The sequence below is a fragment of the Deltaproteobacteria bacterium genome, from assembly GCA_016219225.1.
In the GTDB taxonomy this organism is placed as follows: Bacteria; Desulfobacterota; RBG-13-43-22; order RBG-13-43-22; family RBG-13-43-22; genus RBG-13-43-22.
In genome coordinates this window covers 1-19,464 of record JACRBX010000063.1, presented here as the reverse complement: position 1 = coordinate 19,464, position 19,464 = coordinate 1, and the positions used below count along the sequence as shown (strand labels likewise).

The 19,464-nt window shown below is 52.5% G+C and carries 20 protein-coding genes; 18 read left to right on the top strand and 2 right to left on the bottom strand.

The window, feature by feature from the left end:
* Positions 1 to 990: mechanosensitive ion channel family protein (locus HY879_05395; GenBank protein ID MBI5602771.1), on the top strand; the 990-nt coding region annotated here is incomplete at its 5' end.
* A 32-nt stretch (positions 991 to 1,022) separates the two neighbouring features.
* Here the strand turns inward: HY879_05395 and HY879_05390 are convergent.
* Entirely contained in the window at positions 1,023 to 1,607 is a 585-nt protein-coding gene (locus tag HY879_05390; GenBank protein ID MBI5602770.1) for an amino acid synthesis family protein, read from the bottom strand.
* A gap of 97 nt (positions 1,608 to 1,704) precedes the next feature.
* Positions 1,705 to 2,865 (bottom strand): amidohydrolase family protein, encoded by a 1,161-nt coding sequence (locus tag HY879_05385; protein MBI5602769.1) that lies wholly within the window; start codon positions 2,863 to 2,865, stop codon positions 1,705 to 1,707.
* Between the two features lie 172 nt (positions 2,866 to 3,037).
* Here HY879_05385 and HY879_05380 point away from each other — a divergent pair, with 172 nt between their 5' ends.
* The 17 genes from HY879_05380 (at position 3,038) to HY879_05300 (ending at position 19,183) form a co-directional block, all read left to right on the top strand.
* The gene (locus HY879_05380) at positions 3,038 to 4,261 is read left to right on the top strand and encodes an amino acid ABC transporter substrate-binding protein (protein ID MBI5602768.1); all 1,224 of its coding nucleotides are present in this window, start codon (positions 3,038 to 3,040) and stop codon (positions 4,259 to 4,261) included.
* A 124-nt stretch (positions 4,262 to 4,385) separates the two neighbouring features.
* On the top strand, positions 4,386 to 5,255 hold the full coding sequence (locus tag HY879_05375) for a branched-chain amino acid ABC transporter permease (protein ID MBI5602767.1): 870 nt from the start codon (positions 4,386 to 4,388) through the stop codon (positions 5,253 to 5,255).
* On the top strand, positions 5,255 to 6,178 hold the full coding sequence (locus HY879_05370) for a branched-chain amino acid ABC transporter permease (GenBank protein ID MBI5602766.1): 924 nt from the start codon (positions 5,255 to 5,257) through the stop codon (positions 6,176 to 6,178). The genes HY879_05375 and HY879_05370 overlap by 1 nt, the downstream gene beginning before the upstream one ends.
* Positions 6,179 to 6,242: 64 nt before the next feature.
* Entirely contained in the window at positions 6,243 to 6,968 is a 726-nt protein-coding gene (locus HY879_05365; protein MBI5602765.1) for an ABC transporter ATP-binding protein, read from the top strand.
* The gene (locus HY879_05360; GenBank protein MBI5602764.1) at positions 6,961 to 7,677 is read left to right on the top strand and encodes an ABC transporter ATP-binding protein; all 717 of its coding nucleotides are present in this window, start codon (positions 6,961 to 6,963) and stop codon (positions 7,675 to 7,677) included. Before HY879_05365 ends, HY879_05360 begins: the two co-directional genes overlap by 8 nt.
* A 119-nt stretch (positions 7,678 to 7,796) precedes the next feature.
* Positions 7,797 to 8,339: a helix-turn-helix transcriptional regulator gene (locus HY879_05355; GenBank protein MBI5602763.1), complete on the top strand. Its 543-nt coding sequence runs from the start codon at positions 7,797 to 7,799 to the stop codon at positions 8,337 to 8,339.
* A 203-nt stretch (positions 8,340 to 8,542) separates the two neighbouring features.
* Positions 8,543 to 10,033: an aldehyde dehydrogenase family protein gene (locus HY879_05350; protein ID MBI5602762.1), complete on the top strand. Its 1,491-nt coding sequence runs from the start codon at positions 8,543 to 8,545 to the stop codon at positions 10,031 to 10,033.
* A 134-nt stretch (positions 10,034 to 10,167) separates the two neighbouring features.
* The gene (locus HY879_05345) at positions 10,168 to 10,635 is read left to right on the top strand and encodes a (2Fe-2S)-binding protein (GenBank protein MBI5602761.1); all 468 of its coding nucleotides are present in this window, start codon (positions 10,168 to 10,170) and stop codon (positions 10,633 to 10,635) included.
* Positions 10,635 to 11,507 carry an FAD binding domain-containing protein gene (locus HY879_05340; protein ID MBI5602760.1) on the top strand — a complete coding sequence of 291 codons (873 nt, stop codon included), beginning with the start codon at positions 10,635 to 10,637 and terminating at the stop codon, positions 11,505 to 11,507. Before HY879_05345 ends, HY879_05340 begins: the two co-directional genes overlap by 1 nt.
* Before the next feature lie 316 nt (positions 11,508 to 11,823).
* Positions 11,824 to 14,055: a xanthine dehydrogenase family protein gene (locus HY879_05335; GenBank protein ID MBI5602759.1), complete on the top strand. Its 2,232-nt coding sequence runs from the start codon at positions 11,824 to 11,826 to the stop codon at positions 14,053 to 14,055.
* A 128-nt stretch (positions 14,056 to 14,183) separates the two neighbouring features.
* Entirely contained in the window at positions 14,184 to 15,719 is a 1,536-nt protein-coding gene (locus HY879_05330) for a 4Fe-4S binding protein (GenBank protein MBI5602758.1), read from the top strand.
* 284 nt (positions 15,720 to 16,003) lie between these two features.
* Positions 16,004 to 16,798 (top strand): FAD:protein FMN transferase, encoded by a 795-nt coding sequence (locus tag HY879_05325; GenBank protein MBI5602757.1) that lies wholly within the window; start codon positions 16,004 to 16,006, stop codon positions 16,796 to 16,798.
* 283 nt (positions 16,799 to 17,081) lie between these two features.
* Complete coding sequence (locus HY879_05320) at positions 17,082 to 17,351, top strand: toxin (protein ID MBI5602756.1); 270 nt, start codon at positions 17,082 to 17,084, stop codon at positions 17,349 to 17,351.
* Positions 17,351 to 17,647 (top strand): antitoxin, encoded by a 297-nt coding sequence (locus HY879_05315; protein ID MBI5602755.1) that lies wholly within the window; start codon positions 17,351 to 17,353, stop codon positions 17,645 to 17,647. Before HY879_05320 ends, HY879_05315 begins: the two co-directional genes overlap by 1 nt.
* Positions 17,648 to 18,326: 679 nt before the next feature.
* A complete protein-coding gene (locus tag HY879_05310; GenBank protein MBI5602754.1) occupies positions 18,327 to 18,539 on the top strand; it encodes an RNA-binding S4 domain-containing protein in 213 nt (70 codons plus the stop codon).
* 181 nt (positions 18,540 to 18,720) lie between these two features.
* Entirely contained in the window at positions 18,721 to 18,957 is a 237-nt protein-coding gene (locus HY879_05305; protein ID MBI5602753.1) for a DUF4160 domain-containing protein, read from the top strand.
* The gene (locus tag HY879_05300; GenBank protein MBI5602752.1) at positions 18,917 to 19,183 is read left to right on the top strand and encodes a DUF2442 domain-containing protein; all 267 of its coding nucleotides are present in this window, start codon (positions 18,917 to 18,919) and stop codon (positions 19,181 to 19,183) included. The genes HY879_05305 and HY879_05300 overlap by 41 nt, the downstream gene beginning before the upstream one ends.
* Positions 19,184 to 19,464: the final 281 nt, after the last annotated feature.

The window sequence follows — 19,464 nt, the reverse complement described above, 5'->3', positions numbered from 1 at the left end:
TTGATAACCCTCCTGAGCCTGGGGAGTTTCATTTTCATCCGTAGTGTGGCCCTCCGTTTTCTTTTACGCTGGATCGACAGCACCTCTAAAATGGGTGAGATCGTTTTTTTATCCTTTAAAACCCCTTCTTTTTATTGGTGCCTGGCCATAGCCCTGACCATCGGGGTCGGTATATCCGATATCCCGGTCAGATATGTCTCAACCATCAACAAACTGATAGAAATCATCCTGATCCTGTCGATAACCGTGGCCGCTGCCAACTTGACCGGGGCCTTATTCAGAAATTATATTCAGAAACTGAGCCTCCCCATTCCCCAGACCGGCCTGGCCTTTGGAATCATCAAGGGATCGATTCTGGCCATTGGATTTTTGATCATTCTGGCTACCCTGGGAATTTCCATTGCCCCGCTGATTACCGCCCTGGGCGTGGGAGGACTGGCCGTAGCCCTGGCCCTGCAGGATACCTTGTCAAACCTTTTTGCAGGCATCCATATCCTCCTGGAAAAATCCATTCGAATCGGCGACTTTCTCCGAATGGAAAATGGCCAGGAAGGCACGGTTGAAGATATTACCTGGCGGACGACGCGGATCCGGATGCTGTCCGATAATATGGTAATCATCCCGAACAATAAATTATCTCAAAGTATCGTAACCAACTACTCCTTGCCGGATAAAAGGATGGTTATACAGATCCCGGTATCGGTTGGCTACGATCAGGACCCGGACCGGGTGGAGACCCTTCTTTATGACGAAGCCCTTAAGGCTGTTCAGGAGGTAAAGGGATTATTGGCCGAACCGGCCCCGACGGTTCGATTGATTCCAGGGTTTGGGGCCAGTGCTCTGGAGTTCACCTTGAATTTTCGGATTGAAGAGGTTGTCAATCAATACCGGATTATTCACGAGGTGCGGAAGCGAATCTTAAAGCGGTTTAAAGAGGAAGGGATTGAAATGCCTTTTCCCCAACAGATGATTCATCTTCGAAAGAGTTAGGGAAAAGGGATTTAACCTCGCAGAGAAAGGGTTCAACGCAACCCGTCTTCTTTCCTGGCTTGGTCTACGGTTAATCCGCCGATGCGGGCCAGGGGTCTTCCGGAATCGGTGACTACCAGGGCCACGACGATTTCATCCTGGCGGGGAGCGTCATAGACGCTGACGGTCATGGCATCAAAGTGGGAACGGACAAAGGCGGCATCTTTGTAATGGACCGGGACATCGATCCAGGTTCCGGGGATGCCCATCTTTTTGGCCGAAGGGATAATGGCCTTGCCTCCCCCCAGGGTCTCTCTGAAAGGCCCTCCTAATTTGGGGTGGAGGATGGCCCCGGCATGTTCCAGTTCCCCCTGAGTACCGACAATGACCCCCTTGCCGTAGGATTGGGCCTTTTCCGGCGGGATGCCTAAAAGCTCAAGGCATTTTTTACCCAACAAGGATCCTAATTCTTCTCCTATGGTGACCAGAGGGTCTAAATTTTCTTCATAACGATCCGCAAAAGGATTTTTGATCACCGCCAGGGCGGCTGCTTTTCTGGTCGGCGGCTGGATGGACTTTCCCATTTCCTGGTGGGTTTCTTCCAGCATCGTAACGATCTTTCGAATTTCCATGGTAATAACCTCCGCTATCAATATTATTATACTCCCTCGCTGTCCCCCTGAGGCCTGAGGGCCACCAACAACGAGTAACCAGTAACGAGTAACGTATGAGAATTTATAATATCCTGGCCGCCCTTTTAGGGGGCGGGGTGTTCCGGCTTGTTTTGACCACAACCTTTCCATCGACCAGGATGATGGAGATCCCCGGATTGTCCCCGGCCGAAAGGCAGGAAAGGAGATCATCGCCAGGGGAGCCCATGGAGGCATCCATAAAAACCAGGTCGGCTTCCCTGCCCGGGGCGATCAGTCCGCGGTTCAAACCGAAGAGGCGGGCCGTATTGCCGGTGGCCATGCACAAGGCCAGTTCCGGAGGGATACCGCCCAGAGAAGCAATCAGATTCAAGGTGCGTAAAATTCCCAGGGGAACCACCCCGGTGCCCGAAGGGGCGTCGTTGCCGAGAATGATCCGGTGAAATTCCTTCCTTTCGCTAATATGCCTGGATACTTCAACGGCTCGAAGGGGATTGCCGCAATGGACGATCTCCAGGGCATAAGAGGTTTGATCGATCAACTTGAGGGCCTCCTGGGTGGAGACGGCAGTCGGGCCTCCGTTGATATGGGAGACGATATCCGGGTCGGCGGCCATGACCATTTCGGCCGTTACGGTTGAGCTGCCGGGAATGGAGGTGCCCCCGGTGTGCATCATAACGATCATCCCCTGTTTTTTGGCCCAGCCGATTAGGGGTGCGGCCTCTTTCGGATCTTTGATCGAACCGAGCCCTACTTCGCCCACCACCTTGACCCCCTGGCCTGCCATCTCGATAAAATCCTCCTCGGTCAATCCTTTTTCCAGGATCACCGCGCCGCCGATGACTTTCATCCCGCCGGGTCGATAGGATTGAAAACTCTTAGCCGCTAAAATAGCCAGAGCCTTTACTCCTGCCGGATCTTTGGGACGTCCGGGCAGGTGGACTTCGCCGGCGGATATGGCTGTAGTGACGCCCCCGTGAAGCTCGCTTTCTAGAAAATTGATAGACAACTGCCTGGGGGTGAAATCCCCCAGGACGGAATGACAGTGAGAATCGATCAACCCCGGGGTAACGGCGGAACCGTTGGCATCGATAACAACGGCCCCTTCAGGTGGTTTGAGGGCATCGGCCTTCCCGATCTGGTCAATGAATCCATTCCGGATCACCAGGGTGTCGGCTGGAAGGATAGGATTTTCCCAGTCTCCTGAAATCATCAGGCCAATGTTGGTTATATAGACAGTTTCCATAAGGTTTCTTTGTTCTCCTCCCGGTAAATCAATTGGTTTATAAAAATTCTTGACATCGGTTTTGTTTAATTGTATTTAATAAATAAATTATAATTTAACTGAAAAAGAGTCAAGAGATTTTTGATAGGGCATGAGGTTTGGTAGAAAAAAATCAACAATTATGGAGGAAGCTATGAAAAAGTTGGGTTTGTTGGTCATGATTGGTCTGGTCCTGGGCATCTGGTCCTTTAACAGTGAGGCCGCCTCTTTCCGTATCGGAGTGGCCGTTCCCTTAACCGGCACTTTCGGCAAAGACGGCGCCCTGGTAAAAGATGCCTATACCTTCTGGGCTGAAACCATCAATGCCAAAGGGGGGATTGCCTCCAAAGGACAAAAATCCCCGGTGGAACTTATATTTTATGACGATCAATCCGATCCTCAGATGAGTGCCAAGCTGGTTGAAAAATTGGTCAAGGAAGACAAAGTCGATTTGATCCTGGGCGGGTTTGGCTCCAGTCAGGTCATGGCGGCCTCCGCTGTTTCGGAACGTCTTAAATTCCCCATGGTTTGCGGGTCGGCCAGTTCCAACGCCCTTTTTGAAAGAAAATTTAAATATTATTTTTCAACCCTGGGCAAGGCCACCGAGGAGATCCGGGGGGTTGTGGAGGTCTTTACCATGGTACAACCGAAACCGAAGACCATGGCCATTGTGGGGGCCAATATCCCTTTTACCGCCCAGGCCTGTGACGGATACGAGATGTATGCCAAAAAGTTCGGCTTCACTGTTGTCCATAAGGAGCTTTTTCCCCTGAATCTCCAGGACTATAATACGCTGTTGCAAAAGGTTAAGGCCAAAAACCCGGATGTCTTGCTGGTCGGCTCCCATATGGCCGTGGCCCTGCGGACGATGAAGGCCATGAAAGAGATCGATTTTAATCCGAAAGCGGTAGCTTTTTCCTATGGGCCTACGGTTCCGGCCTTTGCCCAGGGATTGGGAAAAGATGCCGAGTACGTTTTTGCCGCCAGTGAGTGGACCCCCAATCTGCCCTATAAAGATGCCTTCTTCGGAACGGCCGCTGATCTGAACAAGGCCTATCATAAACGCTTTAACCGCTTTCCCGACTATGTGGAAGTCGCTTCCATCGGAGGGGCTTTGGCCCAGCAGATTTCCATTCAAGAATTAGGAATAATCCCGCCGGTTAAGGAAGAAGACCGGGTAAAGTTAATGGAAAAATTACACAAAATAAATATTATGACTTCTTATGGCCAGATCAATTTTGGAGAAGACGGTGCCAATGCCGAACATCCGCCGGTGGCCGTCCAAATCCAGGGTGGAAAACTAATCAATGTTTATCCTCGGGAAGCGGCGGAAGGAAAGCCTTTATATCCCATGCCGGCCTGGGGGGAACGAAAGTAATTTTAGAAACCAGAATTCAGAATTCAGGAGTCAGAAGATAAAATCACTTAGTTTGGAGTTCGGAGTATAAGATTTTGCTCCGAACTCCGAACTAAATACTCCGAACTTTTATTTTTTCAAGCCTATGCTCCCTTTTATTCAAGCCCTGATCAACGGCCTCCTGCTTGGAGGGATTTATGCGGCCTTTTCCGCCGGCTTTTCCCTTATATTCGGCGTCATGGGTGTGGTCAATATCGCCAACGGGGAAATGGTCATGCTTGGGGCCTTTATCACCTTCTGGCTTTTTGAGCTGGTGAAGATCGATCCCTTCCTAAGTCTGCCTTTCAGCCTCATCGGTCTTTTTTGCTTTGGTTATTTACTCCAGCGGTTTATCATCAACCGGGTGGTCGGTGCTCCGCCCATCATGAGTTACATCATGACCTTTGGGATCCACCTGACCCTGGCCAATCTGGCCCTCCTGGCTTGGTCGGCCGATCCCCGGGTGATCACCACTTCCTACTCGGGGGCGAATCTCTCCTCCCTGGGGCTCACTATCCCTTTAGTCCAGTTAGCCACCTTCGGCCTGGCCTTTATCATCATCGCCGGTTTATACATCCTGCTTTATCGGACCCAAATCGGCCGGGCTATCCAGGCCACGGCCCAGGACAGGGAAATGGCCCGTTTGATGGGCATCAGTGTCCATAAGGTTTATGCCGTCACTTTTGGAATCGGAGCGGCCATAACCGGCATATCCGGCTCCCTGATCGCCGCCTTCCGCCACGTTGAAACCGGCATGGGTTTACCGTATACCATTATTGCCTTTTGTGTCGTCGTCCTGGGAGGCATGGGCTATATCCCCGGTGCCCTGGTGGGAGGATTGATATTAGGGGTCATCAGTTCCCTTTCGACATACCTCTTTACCGCCGGTTGGTCCACGGCTATTACCTTTTTTCTCCTCTATTTGATTTTACTTTTCCGGCCCCAGGGGATCCTGGGAAAGGGGATTGTGGAGTAATGAAGAAGTACGGCTGGCTCATAGGATTGGGAGCAGTGGGTCTGTTGGCCTGCCTGCCCTTCTTTAAATCCGGGTATGCCATCAATTTCCTGTTGATCGTCTTTTACTGGATCGGGCTCACCGGATGCTGGAATTTTATGAGCGGTTATACCGGGTACATCGATTTCGGATCGGTCACCTATGTCGGGGTCGGCTCGTACGTGGCCGGGGTCCTGACCTTAAAGGCCGGGTTACCCCTTTTCCCGGCGGTTTTGTTAGCCGGTCTGGCTACCTTTCTTTTGGCCCTCATGGTCGGTTGGCCGACCTTGAAATTGCGGGGGGCCTATTTTGCCATTGCCACCTTTGCCCTGGCCGAGGCCTTGAAGCAGGTCTGTGAAGAATGGAACTCCTTGACCGGGGGAGGAAGCGGGCTCACTTACAGCCTCCGCTTGGATGACCTGACCTATTATTGGATTTACCTGGGCCTGGCCGCCGGAGTGGTCGGCATGACTTTTTTCACCGACCGTTCCAAGATGGGCTATGCCATGAAGGCCATCCATCAGGACGAACAGGCCGCAGCCCGTGTGGGGATCAACACCCATTGGATCAAGATCCGGGCCTATGGCCAGAGCGCTTTTTTCATGGGCTTGTTGGGGTCGCTGGAGGCCAGCCGGTTGGGTTATATTACGCCGGTGGATGTCTTCAATGTTCATATCACCATCAAAATGGTCATCATGAGTCTTTTGGGAGGCATGGGAACCATTTTAGGGCCGGTTATCGGCGCGGGATTCCTCCAGGTCATCGAGGACGTCCTGGGGACCAGTTTCCTGAACTGGTATCTGGTTTTTATCGGGGTCATTATTATCCTGGTGATCATGTTTATGCCCAAGGGCATCAGCGGGGCCATAAGTCAGAGGGTGGCCAGGCTTTTGAGGAAATCATGATTAACTATTTCGGATTTCGGAATTCGGATTGCGGAGTTGAGAAGCCGAGGGAGATTTGGGCGTCGTGAAAGAAGTGCTGAAGGCCCAGGGGGTCTGTAAGAATTTTGGGGCTCTGGCCGCCCTTGCGGATGTCTCCTTCGATCTCGGAAAGGGAGAAATCCTGGGTATCATCGGCCCCAACGGATCCGGTAAAACAACCTTGTTCAATGTCTTGACCGGCATCCTTCGGCCCGACAAGGGGGCAATCGTCTTCGAAGGAAAAGAGATCTCCCGAACTCCAGCCTACAAGATCTGCCGGATGGGATTGATAAAAACGGCCCAGATCGTTCAACCCTTTTCCGGGATGAGCGTCCTGGATAATGTGGTCATAGGCGGTCTATACGGACAGAATCTTTCTTTGACCAAGGCCCGTCAGGCGGCCCTGGAGATCCTTTCGTGGGTGGGCCTTACCGCCATTGCCCAGGCCCCGGCCGAATCCATTACCGTGGCCATGCGGCGCCGGCTTGAATTGGCCCGGGCCTTGGCCACAGGCCCAAAAATCCTGTTGCTGGATGAAAACATGGCCGGTCTGACGCCCCTGGAAATCGAAGGGGTCTTAAAACTCCTGCGGGAGATCAACGCCCGTGGGATCAGCCTGATCGTGGTCGAACATATCATGCAGGCGGTCATGGGCATCTGTCAAAGAATAATCGTTCTCGATTACGGCCAGAAGATAGCCGAAGGGCTCCCCGGGGAAGTGGTCCGGAACCGGCAGGTCATTGAGGCCTATCTGGGTGAAGAATATGCTTAAGGTAACCGGCCTCGATGCCTTTTATGGTGATGTCCAGGTTCTCTGGAAAGTGAGCCTGGAAGTTGAGGAAGGCCGGATGGTGGCGGTCATCGGTCCGAACGGGTCGGGAAAATCCACCCTATTGAAGGCCATTGTCGGACTGGTGAGCCCCAGGGGCGGGAATGGAAAAGGGGCCATTCACTACCGGGGACAGGTCCTGGATGGAATGGTGCCGGAGAAGGTGGTCCGTCTTGGGATGAGTCTGGTTCCCGAGGGGGCGAGGGTCTTCCCGGAAATGTCCTGTCTGGATAATCTGAAATTGGGGGCCTATAGCCTGAAAGACCCTCATCGCCAGGCCCGGTTGCTCGATGACGTCATGGACCTCTTACCCAAACTGAAAGAAAGGGCCAAACAAAAGGCCAAGTCTCTTTCCGGAGGGGAACGGCAGATGTTGGCCATAGCCAGGGCCATGATGATGGACCCCGATTTTCTGCTCCTGGATGAGCCGTCTCTGGGACTCCATCCCTTGATGGTTTCTCATATTTTCAAGGCCCTGGAAGAAATCAACCGGCGGGGGAAAACGATTTTATTAATCGAACAGAAAGTGACCTTTGCCCTCAAAATGAGTCACTATGGCTATGTGCTGGAAAACGGCCGCCTGGTCCTGGAGGGACGGGGGGCGGATTTGATGACCGACCCTCATGTGCGCCAGGCCTATTTGGCGATGTAATTTCGGATTTCGGATTGGGGATTCAGTACAGCAGGTCGTTGCTTGTTGCTCGTTGCTGGTTGATCGTTAAAACGAGAAACGAGTAACAAGTAACGAGTGACAGGAAAATTCAAATATCTATGGACATCGGAAAAAAAGTCAAAGAACTGCGGGAAGCCAAAAACCTGACCATCAAGAAACTTTCCGAATTGGTGGAATGCACTCCTTCCTTGATTTCACAACTTGAACGGGGGAAGACCGACCCTTCTATTTCCATGTTGAAAAAAATCGCCGAGGCTTTGAACGTCAACATCACCAATTTTTTTATGGGCACCATGAACGATGAAGATGTGGTAACACCCATAAAAGGCCGGGTCGACATCCAGTTGAAGCGCTGGCAGGCCAAGATACAATCCCTGGTCAAAAATGCCACCAACAAGAAGATGCAGCCCTTTTACACCGTGATCAAGACCGGCGGCGGCGCCCACGGCATGTATTCTCATGCCGGGGAAGAATTCGGGTTTGTTCTTCAAGGGGAGTTGGAACTGGTATTGAATAATAAAGTCCATATCGTTCAGAAAAATGAGAGTTTTTACTTTTCTTCACAGATCCCCCACGATTGGGGAAATAAAGGCAAAGAGGATGTGATCGTCCTCTGGGTGATCACACCACCGACATTTTAAATACCGTTCGGCGTTAAGCGTTCGTCGTTCGTCGAAAACCATTTCCATGATTCGTCGCGCTCGCTTACGACGGGCATGAGATTTGTTCGAAAATTGGATTTGTTTTATGTGGGACAGCCCAGCGTTTCGCGGGGCTGTGAACCGCTGATGACAGCCGAGGGCGGCTGTCCCACATATGAATCGTTCAGATCAGGAGGGAACCAATGGCACTACTTCCGGAAGTAAACAAGCATTACGGAAAATTAAAATTATACCTTAACGGACAGTGGGTTGAACCGAAAAGCAATCGCACTTTCGAAACCACCAATCCGGCCACCGATGAGGTGATCGCCGAGGCACCGGTGGCCTCCATGGAAGAGGTCGAGCAGGCTATAGCCACGGCCCAGGAGGCCTTTCTAAAGTGGCGGGACGTCCCTTTGAGGGACCGGGCCAAGCTGGTCTTTAATCTTCGGGAGACCTTTGCCAGGCACCATGAGGAACTGGCTCGCATCCTGGTTCAGGACCACGGCTGTACAATAGAAGAAGGCCGGGGGACGATCTCCAGATGCATGGAGAATATCGAAGCCGCCGGGAGCGTCTTGTACAGTCTTTACAAGGGCGAGCATGTGGATCAGTTGGCCACCGGGATCGACAGTTACCTTCTCCGGGAACCGGTCGGGGTGTTTTTGATTATCACGCCGGGCAACATCCCCATGCATGCCTGGTCTTCATTTGTGCCTTATGCCCTGGCCTGCGGCTGCACGGTTATTGTGAAGCCGAGCCGCCAATGCCCGGTATCGGCCGATGCCATGTTCAAGATGCTCGACGAAACGGGTTTTCCCCCCGGCGTAGCCAACCTGCTCCATATGGGGCCGGAAAGGGATTTGAATAAACGGATCATCTCGGACCCGAGAGTAAGAGGGGTAGGGCTCATCGGCTCCACCCGGGTGAGTAAGGAACTGTTCGAGCTGTGCGGGAAATATGGGAAGCGCTCTTCCTTGAACGGAAACGGCAAAAATTATATCGTCATCATGCCCGATGCCGATATCAATAGTTCCGTCCAGTATATCCTGCGTGGTTGTTTCGGTTTGAGCGGTCAGCGCTGTCTGGGCTCGGACAACGTGGTTGTTATCGGCGATAACAAGATGTATGCGGAGATAAAAGAAAAGGTGATCTTGGGTGCCAAGGCCATGAAGATGGGGTATGGGCTGGATGAGAGTGTGGCGCTTGGTCCGATCACCACGAAAAGGGGTAGAGACCAGGTGGCGGCCTTCGTTGAAGAGGGGCAAAAGACCGGTGCTAAACTCCTCCTGGACGGGCGTTCTGCCCAGGTTAAGAATTATGAAAAGGGGTATTTTTTCGGGCCTACCATTTTTGAAGGGGTCACCACCGATATGTGTCTGGCCCAGGAAGAGGCCTTTGGCCCGGTTTGCAACCTTTTCAGGCTGAACGATCTTGATCAGGCCATCGAGACGATTAACGGAACCAATTACGGTCATTCGGCCTGCATCGTCACCGAGAGTGGAAAGGCCGCCCGTAAATTCATCCGGGAATGTGAAGTGGGTAATGTGGGGGTCAATGCCGGAATCCCCCAACCCTATGCCTTCTTCGGCCTGGGTTCCAAGAAAGATTCCGCCTTCGGAAACTCCAAGTCGAGAATGGATTCGGTAAAGCTCTTCCTGGATGAAAAGACGGTCACGGTCAGGTGGGTTTAGCGTGAAAATACCGTTACGGGTTGCGGGTTACGAGTTACGGGTTTAGAGCCAACCTTACTTTCTGACTCATTATTCGTTATTTTTATGCTTCGTGGTGACCCAATGGGGCAGGCGGGTTTAATACGATAGGGTTTATGATAGTAAATTTTGTCTTAAACGATCAACCGGTATTCGTGGAATGCTCGGGCAGTGAAACCCTGCTTTCGGTGCTACGGGAGCCATTCGGTTTGTTGGGGGTCAAAGAGGGCTGCGGGATCGGGGAATGCGGGGCCTGCACGGTCCTCCTGGACGAGCGGGCCGTCAATGCCTGTCTGGTGGCCGTGGGGAAGGTCCAGGGACGCCGGGTCCTGACTATTGAAGGATTGGCCAAAGAAGGAAAACTCCATCCCATCCAGGAGGCCTTTGTCGATCTGGCTGCCGTTCAATGCGGCTTCTGCACTCCGGGCATGGTCCTGGCCACTTATGGCCTGCTCAAAGAAAATCCTGCGCCCAGTCGGCAGGAGGTGATCGAGGGTCTGGCTGGAAACTTGTGCCGTTGCACCGGGTATCATGATATCATCCGGGCCGTTCAAAAGGCGGCCAAACAGTTGAGGAAAGGCTGATGGATCCCAAGTATATCCCGGCCCGATCCCTTGAAGAGGCCCTGGACCTTCTTGATCGTCAAGGGGAAAAGACCCGCATCCTGGCCGGCGGCACCGATGTGATGGTGGCCCTGCGCACAACCCGCTTGGAATTCGGCATTGTCCCTGAATTTCTGCTCGACGTTTCAGCCCTCCCTGAACTGAAAGAAAACCATTTCAAGGATAATCAGGTGAGCATCGGAGCGGCCGTGCCTTTTCGGGTCCTGGAAACAAATCCGCACATTCAAAAAAATTGGCCCTTATTAGCCAGGGCCTCTTCCCGGATCGGCTCTCCTCAGGTCCGTCATCTGGCCACCCTGGGCGGTAATGTGGGCAGTGCTTCCCCTGCCGGGGACGGCATTACCCCCCTGGTCGCCTTATCGGCCGAGGCTCTGGTCCGTTCGGCAAGAGGGAGCCGTCAGGTGCCCGTGGAGGATCTCATCACCTCCCCGGGGAAAAACGCCCTGACCGGCGATGAGCTGATCGTTTCTTTTTCCCTGAATGCCCCTCTCCAGCCGGAGGCCTGTTTTTTCGATAAAATTATGCGCCGTCAGGCCGTGGCTATCGCCCGTATGAATCTGGCGGTCCAATTGGCCCTTGATTCTTCCGGCAGGATCTCTTCAGCGGCTATCGCCGCCGGGGCGATTTTTCCCAGACCCGGGAGGTTGACCGAGGTCGAGCAACTGCTTGTGGACCAATTTCCGGATGAGGAACTTTTTACAATAGCCGGGGAAACCGCCACCCGGATGATGCTTGATGTGAGTGGGCAAAGGCCGTCTATGGAATATAAGGTCCCGGCCCTAAAAAAGTTGGTGGCCTGGGGTTTGAAACAGGCCGGCCGGACGGATGGGTGATTTTAGAATTTGTTTTTTAAATGTAGCACAGCCGCCCTCGGCTGTTTCCACAATCTTAAACCCATTTTCATACTTTTTAGGTAGTGCCCCATGGGGCATGCAGTTTTGACACGAAAATACCGTTCAACGTTCAAAGTTCAATGTTGACGGACATGCAGAGAGTCAATGATCGTCTCTTCCTCCGTCATTCCCGCGCAGGCGGGAATCCAGGTTTAATGGCGATTGGGTTTGTGCCTTTCTTCCGGAATGGCACAAAAATCCAGGTAATCCTGTAAATCCTGTCAAAAAAAATGTTTGAAATCAACAAAGCTGAACAATGGCAGTAACTCAAATCATCGGTAAAAGCCCAAGACGAATCGGGGCGGAAGAAAAGGCGAAAGGCCAGACCCTTTTCGGGGCCGATCAAAGCCGGCCCGGAGATCTTTATTTAGCCGTGGTCCGGGCTTATCAAGCCCCGGCTAAAATATTGAGGATCTGTTGGGAGGCCGCAGCAAGGATGCCCGGCGTAGTCCGGGTCTTTACCGCCGCGGATATTCCGGGAATCAACCAAATCGGTATCATCCCCATGACCAAGGATCAGCCGGTGTTGGCCGAGGGAATCGTTCGCTATCCCGGCGAAGCAGTAGCCCTGGTGGCCGCTGAATCGAAGGAGAGAGCCCTGCAAGCCGCCAGGGCCGTGGTTCTGGAACTTTCTCCCCTGCCCGGGGTCTTTGATCCCTTGAAGGCCCTGGAGCCCGGTGTTCCCCTGGTCCATGAAAAGGGGAATCTGCTCTTTCAACAGGGGGTCGTCAAGGGGGAGGCCGAAGAAGCCCTGAGCAAATCGGCGTATCGGTTGAGACGTTTTTATTCTACATCACCATTGGAACATGGGTCCCTGGAACTCGAAGGGGGCCGGGCGGAATGGCAGGACGGCCAAATCATTATTCAGGCCTGCACCCAGAATCCCCATTACGATCAAAGTGACCTGGGCCGATTGTTGGGCCTTCCTTCTGAAAAGATACGAGTTGTGCAAACGGCCACCGGCGGCGGCTTCGGCGGCAAGCTGGACCTGAGCGTCCAGAGTTACTTAGCCCTGGCTGTTTATCACCTTAAAAAGCCGGCCAGTTTGGTCTATAGCCGGGAGGAGTCTTTTTTAAGTACCTCCAAGCGCCACCCCCTGTGGATCGATTATGAAAGCGGGATGGATGAACAGGGCAAACTGACGGCCGTTAAAGTAGACATCCTGGGGGACGGCGGGGCCTATGCTTCCTACGGCGTGGCGGTCTGTATGCGGGCCGCGGTCCACGCCACGGGTCCTTATGAAGTCCCTCATGTGCTGGTCGACAGCCGGATGACTTATACGCATAAACACTGGTGCGGGGCCATGCGGGGCTTCGGTGTGCCCCAGATGGCCCTGGCCCATGAGGGCCAGATGGACGGTCTGGCCCAGGCCATTGGGATGGATCCCCTGGAGTTCCGCCTCCGTAATTGTCTGAAGGTCGGTTCTCAAACCGCCACCGGGCAGGTCCTTTCCGTCAGTGTGGGGATTGAAAAATGCCTTCGGCGGATCCAAAAAATTTATCACACCTGGCAGGGCAGGGCGGTTTCGGATCAGGATGTCCTCCGGGGGATAGGCCTGGGAGCCATGTTTTACGGCCTGGGAAATACCGGAGTAAGCAATCCCTCCACGGCCCAGATCCAGGTTTTACCCAACGGGAAGCTGATTCTCTTTACCGGTGCCGCTGACATCGGCCAGGGATCGGACACGGTCTTGTGCCAAATGGTGGCTCAATATTTCGGGCTTCCCTTGGAGCTGATTCAGTTGGTCCGGGGAGATACGGCCCGAACCACCAGTTCCGGGGCCACCTCGGCCAGCCGGCAGACCTATATCTCGGGAAATGCCGTCCTGGCGGCGGCTCAAACCGTTGAGGAGTTGCTGCTGAAAGAGGCTGCCCTGGAATGGCATCTGGATCCCCAGGCCCTTCGCCGGGAAGGGCCTGTAATTGTGGCCCCCGACGGCCGCTCCGTGGAAATATTCAAAATGGCCTCCCGTTTTGCCGTTCAGGGAAAGGAATTGAAAGGCCATGGCCGCTTCGACCCGCCTGTGACACGCCTGGACCATAAAATCGGACAGGGAAACCCCTATGCCAGTTATGCCTTTGCCGCTCAAACGGCCTGGACCGAGGTGGACCGCCGATCAGGATTAGTCCGGGTCCCTCGGGTGGCCGCGGCCCATGATGTGGGCAAGGCTATCAATCGACGGGGGGTTTTCGGGCAGATCTGCGGCGGGATCGTCATGGGCATCGGGTTTGCCACTATGGAGGAGTATATCCCGGGGAAGACCGATAATTTCAGGGAATACCATTTGCCCACCATGGCCGATGTGCCGCGGATCACACCGCTTCTGGTGGAGGATGAAGAACCCAGCGGGCCTTACGGGGCCAAAGGGGTGGGAGAGCCGGCCCTGATCCCCACGGCCCCGGCCGTTGCCGGAGGGGTTTCCAAGGCCGTAGGAAAGCCCATGACGCATCTGCCTTTGAGTCTGGAAAGGGTCATGAGCGAGTTGTAATTAAGACGAAGATTCAGTTTCGAGTTTAGAGTTCGGAGTTCGGAGCAATTGGGTTTGGCAATTACTTGAATCCTTGAATCCTCGAATCCTGATTTGACGAGACCATCCATCGTTTAGAAGAGAAAGCTATGATCATCGATCCTGAAAAATGCACTGCCTGCGGGTTGTGTGTCAAAGACTGCCCCATCGAGTGCGTTCAACTGCTTGACGGGAAAGCGGTTATCGGTCCGGACTGCGTAGAGTGCCGCACCTGTCTCAGGGTCTGCCCGGTGCAGGCCGTACAGGAGATGACTGAAGATTTTCCGGGTCGGATCATTTGTACGGCCTGTCCGGTATGTTGCCGGATCAGTCCTGACAAGACCGGGGCCTGCCGGAGGTTCGCCAATCAACAGGGGGAGCTGGTCCGGGTAAAACCTCTGGTCTTTTATGATGAAATTAAGCATCTCATACCCTCGGCACCCTCTTCTTATCTGACGACGCCCCTGATCACCGGCATCGGTGCCGGCACGACCTATCCGGATCACATCCCGGCCCCCTATATTGTCAGCGGCCGGCGGGAGGAGGTGGACGTGGTCACGGTCGTGACCGAGGCGCCCCTTTCCTATTCGGGTATAAAAATCAAAGTGGACACGGATGCGTCTCTTGGCCTGGAAGGGGCGGAAATCCGTTTCGAGGGCCGTCCGGTGGGCATGGTGGAGACCGAGGAGTACGGTTCCAAGATCCTGGCCGTGGGCGGGGTGAACCGGTTGACGGGAAAGCAGGGCTTTGCCGTGGCCCGGGCCATAGCGGCCGTGGCCAATCGTCAGGCCATTGACCTGACCATAAAAAAGGGCGCCCGTTTGACCCTCCAAGTGGGCCGGCCGCCGATAATCAATGGGCAAAAAACAGGGCGCATGCGGGTGGGTTGCGGCTCGGCCACGGCCGGACTCTTTGCCCCTTTATTTAAAAAAGCGGCTGACGAAGTCATCGTCCTGGATGCCCACATCACCTCCCAATTAAGCCGTCATGCTTCCGGACGGGCCATGGGCATGAAGCCCACGGGTATCCGTCTGGTCTTTCCCGAGTCCACACCGGGAAGATGTTTCGGCCGCAGCGGCTCAGGCTGGGGAGGCACCCCGATTGAAAATCCTCTGGAGATTATTGCTTCAATAGATCCGAACAAGACACCGGTAGGAACCAGATTGTTGATCACTGAAACCACCGGGGAGCGGGCGGCCTTTTTTATCTATTCCGCTGATAAAGGCTTTATTGAGCAACCCCTGACCCCGGAAGCCGAAGAGGCCGTTTCTACTATCCAGGAAACCTGCGAGGCATCAAAGGTCTCGGCTTTGTACGTGGGCGGGGCCGGTGGCTCGGCCCGGGCCGGGGTCACCCGCTACCCGTTAAAACTGACCCAGGCCGTTCATCAAAGAAAGGCCGTCCTGACCGTCGGCGGTGCGCCGGTATTCGTTTTGCCCGGGGGAGGCATCACCTTTTATGTGGACGTGGAACAGGTTCAGGAAGGGGCCTTCACCTGGACCCCGACCCCGGCCATCATTTCTCCCCTGGAATATACCATGTCTCTTAAAGACTACGAAGCCATGGGCGGCCATGTGCAGGCCATCCGTCCTTTTTCCGAAATCCGCGGGAAACTGATAAAATGGAAACAACCCCGACGCCGATAATGTCTTCTTGTCTCCCATCGGACCCTGGTGTTCCAGGCTCCGAATTCCCTCCGGGGCGTAGGCCCCTCTGGGCCGGAGGCCGAACTCCGAACCCCGAATTTTATTGTGATCTCAACCCGAAACCCATTTGCTCCGAACGCCGAACTCTGCACTCCGAACTCATTTCTGATTCTAACGCCGAACGCTCTTTTGGTTCACACTCCGAACCCCGAACTCCGAACTCCGAACTTCCCCCCCCCATCCACGTCCTCTCCCCCGCCCTGATCCTCGTCGATTGGGGTCCCATGACCCTGACCCTCTCGGTCTGGGCCGATAACCAGCCCCGGCCGGTTATGGCCGTTCAATCGGCCATCAAGGCCCTGGAGCTTCTGGGTCAATTGGCCGAATATCAGAACCTCCTCAAAACTCCCTCAAATAAATTAAAAAGAGAGGGTCTTCTTCCCCCTTTAATAAAGAGGGCTTTTTCAGCCTGCCGGAAGGTTTCTGCGGAATTGACCGGGATGGCGGCCGTGGCCGGATTGGTAGGCGATGAGATAGTTACCTCGGCTCTGGCCCTGGGCGCAGACCGCGTCATCGTCAACAATGGCGGGGATATTGCCCTTGGTATGAAGGGAAAACAAAAAATTCGAGTGGGTTTAAAGGATCCCTTTGAAGAAAGGGTTTCCCATGTCCTTGAAATTTTTCCGGACCAGGGCATAGGCGGTGTGGCCACCAGCGGCTGGGGAGGAAGATCGTTTTCGCCGGGGATCGCCGATGCGGTCAGTGTCTGGGCAGCCGATGGTGCAACCGCCGATGCCGCGGCCACCTGGATCGCCGGGGAGATGAAACTCGATTCCCCCAAGGTGGTCCGCTGTCCGGCCAAAGAACTGGACCCGCAGACGGATATTCCCCATCTCCTCATTACCCAAGAGGTTGGCCCTTTGAGCTTTGAAGAGAAAGAAACGGTTTTAGCCGCCGGGGCCGCCGCCGCAAAGGAATTGATCACCAGGGGAGTTATCAAGGGTGCCTACTTGGCCGTCCAGGGCAGCTACCGCTGGATCGCCTCCCAGGAACCCTTCCCCCAACCCCAGCATCATTAGAAAAATCAATTAGCCACGAACCCACCCCGTTGGAATAGAAATGCAAGAGAATTCTACGGGGCAGGCACGGACGGACACGGAAAAAGGCCTGATTTCACACCCGCCTATCGTCCTGGTCCGCCACAGGCGGACTTGAGCACGCAGAGTAAGCCGATAAAGGCAGAGATGGTTTTTGACTGCCATTCCTCGCAATGGTCAGAGATTTTCCTTTGGACGGTAGAGTTATCCGGAAATTTTAGAATAATTGTTGACAAAAGGCAGACATCAGCGCATCATTTATAAAATGAAATATTTAAATTGGAGTTATGAAAAAAATGAAATATTGAAGTCTAAGCGCGGGATTTCCTTTGAGGAAATTGCTTTTTTAGTCGAATCTGGTCAGATACTCGGAATTGAAGAAAATCCAGGAAGACCTGATCAAAAAATATATATTCTGGAAATTGAGGGCTATGCCTTTGTTGTTCCTTTTGTGGAAAAAGAGAATGAGATCTTTCTTAAAACGGCCTTTCCGAGTCGGAAATATACAAAGCGCTATGGCTTAATGGGGGAATAATGATAAAAATAAATAAAAAGGCATTTGAGCCGATTGATAAAGAAGAAAGAGATTTGATGGAATCACTTGATCGAGAAGAGTGGAACCCTGTTAAAAATATTAAACAGGAAAAAGAAAAAGCCCAGATGGCAGCCCGAAACACTCTGAAAAAAGATAAACGCATCAATCTCCGTCTAAGTCAAAAGGACTATCATCAAATTCAGATAAAGGCTATTGAAGAAGGCATTCCATATCAAACATTTATTTCAAGCATTATTCATAAATATTTGAATGGGTCCCTATCTCCGAAAGCATAGATTGGAACAGAACCACTGAGGATTGCCGAATGGTTTCAACCGAGAACACTCCTATGAAGTGGGCGCAAGATAGCCTTTGCCTTTCCTTTGGGCTTTGAGCCTTTCACCCAGCCTCTCGCTTTTTGCCTTTTTTTCACTGAACCCCGAATTCTTTTCCTCACCCTTTGACCTTTGAGCCTTGAGCTTTGAGCTTCTTTTGATCTGCCTTTCCTTTGAGCTTTGAGCTGTTTTTTCGCTTTGAGCTTTTCCCTCGAGGTGGAAAGGATTTCTTGATTTTATTAGGATGATATGGTAAATACCTTGTCAGAATAATCAATCTTAATAACCTTATCTGCCCAAAAAGGGGATATTGTATGGTTAAAGGATGATCGAAAACCCCATTTCCTAAAATAAGGAGTGGGGTTTTGTTCTTTAGGCCCCGGCTCTGGAGAGCCTAAAAATCAATTAGCCACGGATATACACGGACACACAGGAACGAGAGAAATATTTTTCATTGTCGAAAATACCGACAATGAAAAACCATCCAGGCTCCTTAGCGCCCTCAGGCCGAATGCTGAGATTGTTTTGGGTGTCATCAACGGCAGCCAAAAAGAATAACCCGCTCTGCGAACCCTGAGAACTCGAACGACCTAAGGAAGTGGGCGAGAGACAAATGACATCAAGATTGAGTGTTTTGCAAATGAAAGAAATTGAAATTTCAGAAGAACCGATCGAACTCTATAAAACCTTGAAGTTCGAAAATTGGGTCGCCAGCGGCGGTGAAGCGAAACATGTGATTTCTGAAGGCCAGGTCATGGTAAACGGAAAGGTCGAAACCAGAAAACGAAAAAAGATTTTTTCCGGTGATGTCGTTGAATTTGAAGGAAATAAAATCCGCGTGAAAGTCAAATGAAAATATGGGTTAGGAAACGCATGACGAGTATGAGCGATTGATAGGAGTCCGCTAACAGGGGGCAGGGCAAGGATCCGCGGGAGAATCACCCACTCTCCTGTTAGCCCGTTCGCTGGCCGGACGTATGGACCTCTAAGTTTTTATAGACAGAGCTTGGCAAAGAAAATATAATAGGTGCAAAATGAGTCCGACGATACTGCGAGAAAGAGGCTACCGTTTCTTTTTCTTCTCCCGGGAGGAATCTCGCGCTCACGTCCACGTAGTTTGCGCGGATGGCGAAGCAAAATACTGGCTCAGTCCCGAAGTCGAATTGGCCAAGAACCACGGTCTCTCACACTATCGGCTGAAAGAAATCGAAGGGATTATTGAGGTGCATTATGAAGAGTTTAAACGCGCTTGGGCTGAACGCCTCGGTTGAAGTTACGCATGTCTCAAGCAATGGAGTTTGGCTGCTGGCTGGAGACAAAGAGATGTTTATGCCCCATGATGAGTTCCCCTGGTTCAAAGATGCTCCCGTGGGGAAAATCCTGAATGTCGAGGAGCCTTTTCCAGGACATTTCTATTGGCCGGACCTTGACGTAGATCTCACTGTTGAAATGATCGAACATCCGGAGCGGTTTCCACTAAAAGCAAAAAGCGCATGACCCGCCTCTTTCCTTAAGTCCCCAGAGGGACGTTTCTCAAGCGTAGCGCTCCTGTATTCTCCGCCTTTGAGCTTTCAGCTTTTTTCCCGGGCACGGCAATAACTTCTTGATTTTATTAGCATGCTATGGTAATCAGCTTGTCAGACGGGTTTTCCTTCTACTTTTTGCTGAAAAGTTATTAAAAATCAATAAAATGGATTAATTTTGGCATGAATTTTGTAGGCATGTAAATATCATTTTTTTCTTGACATATATTATTTTAGTATTATTATGTAGCCATG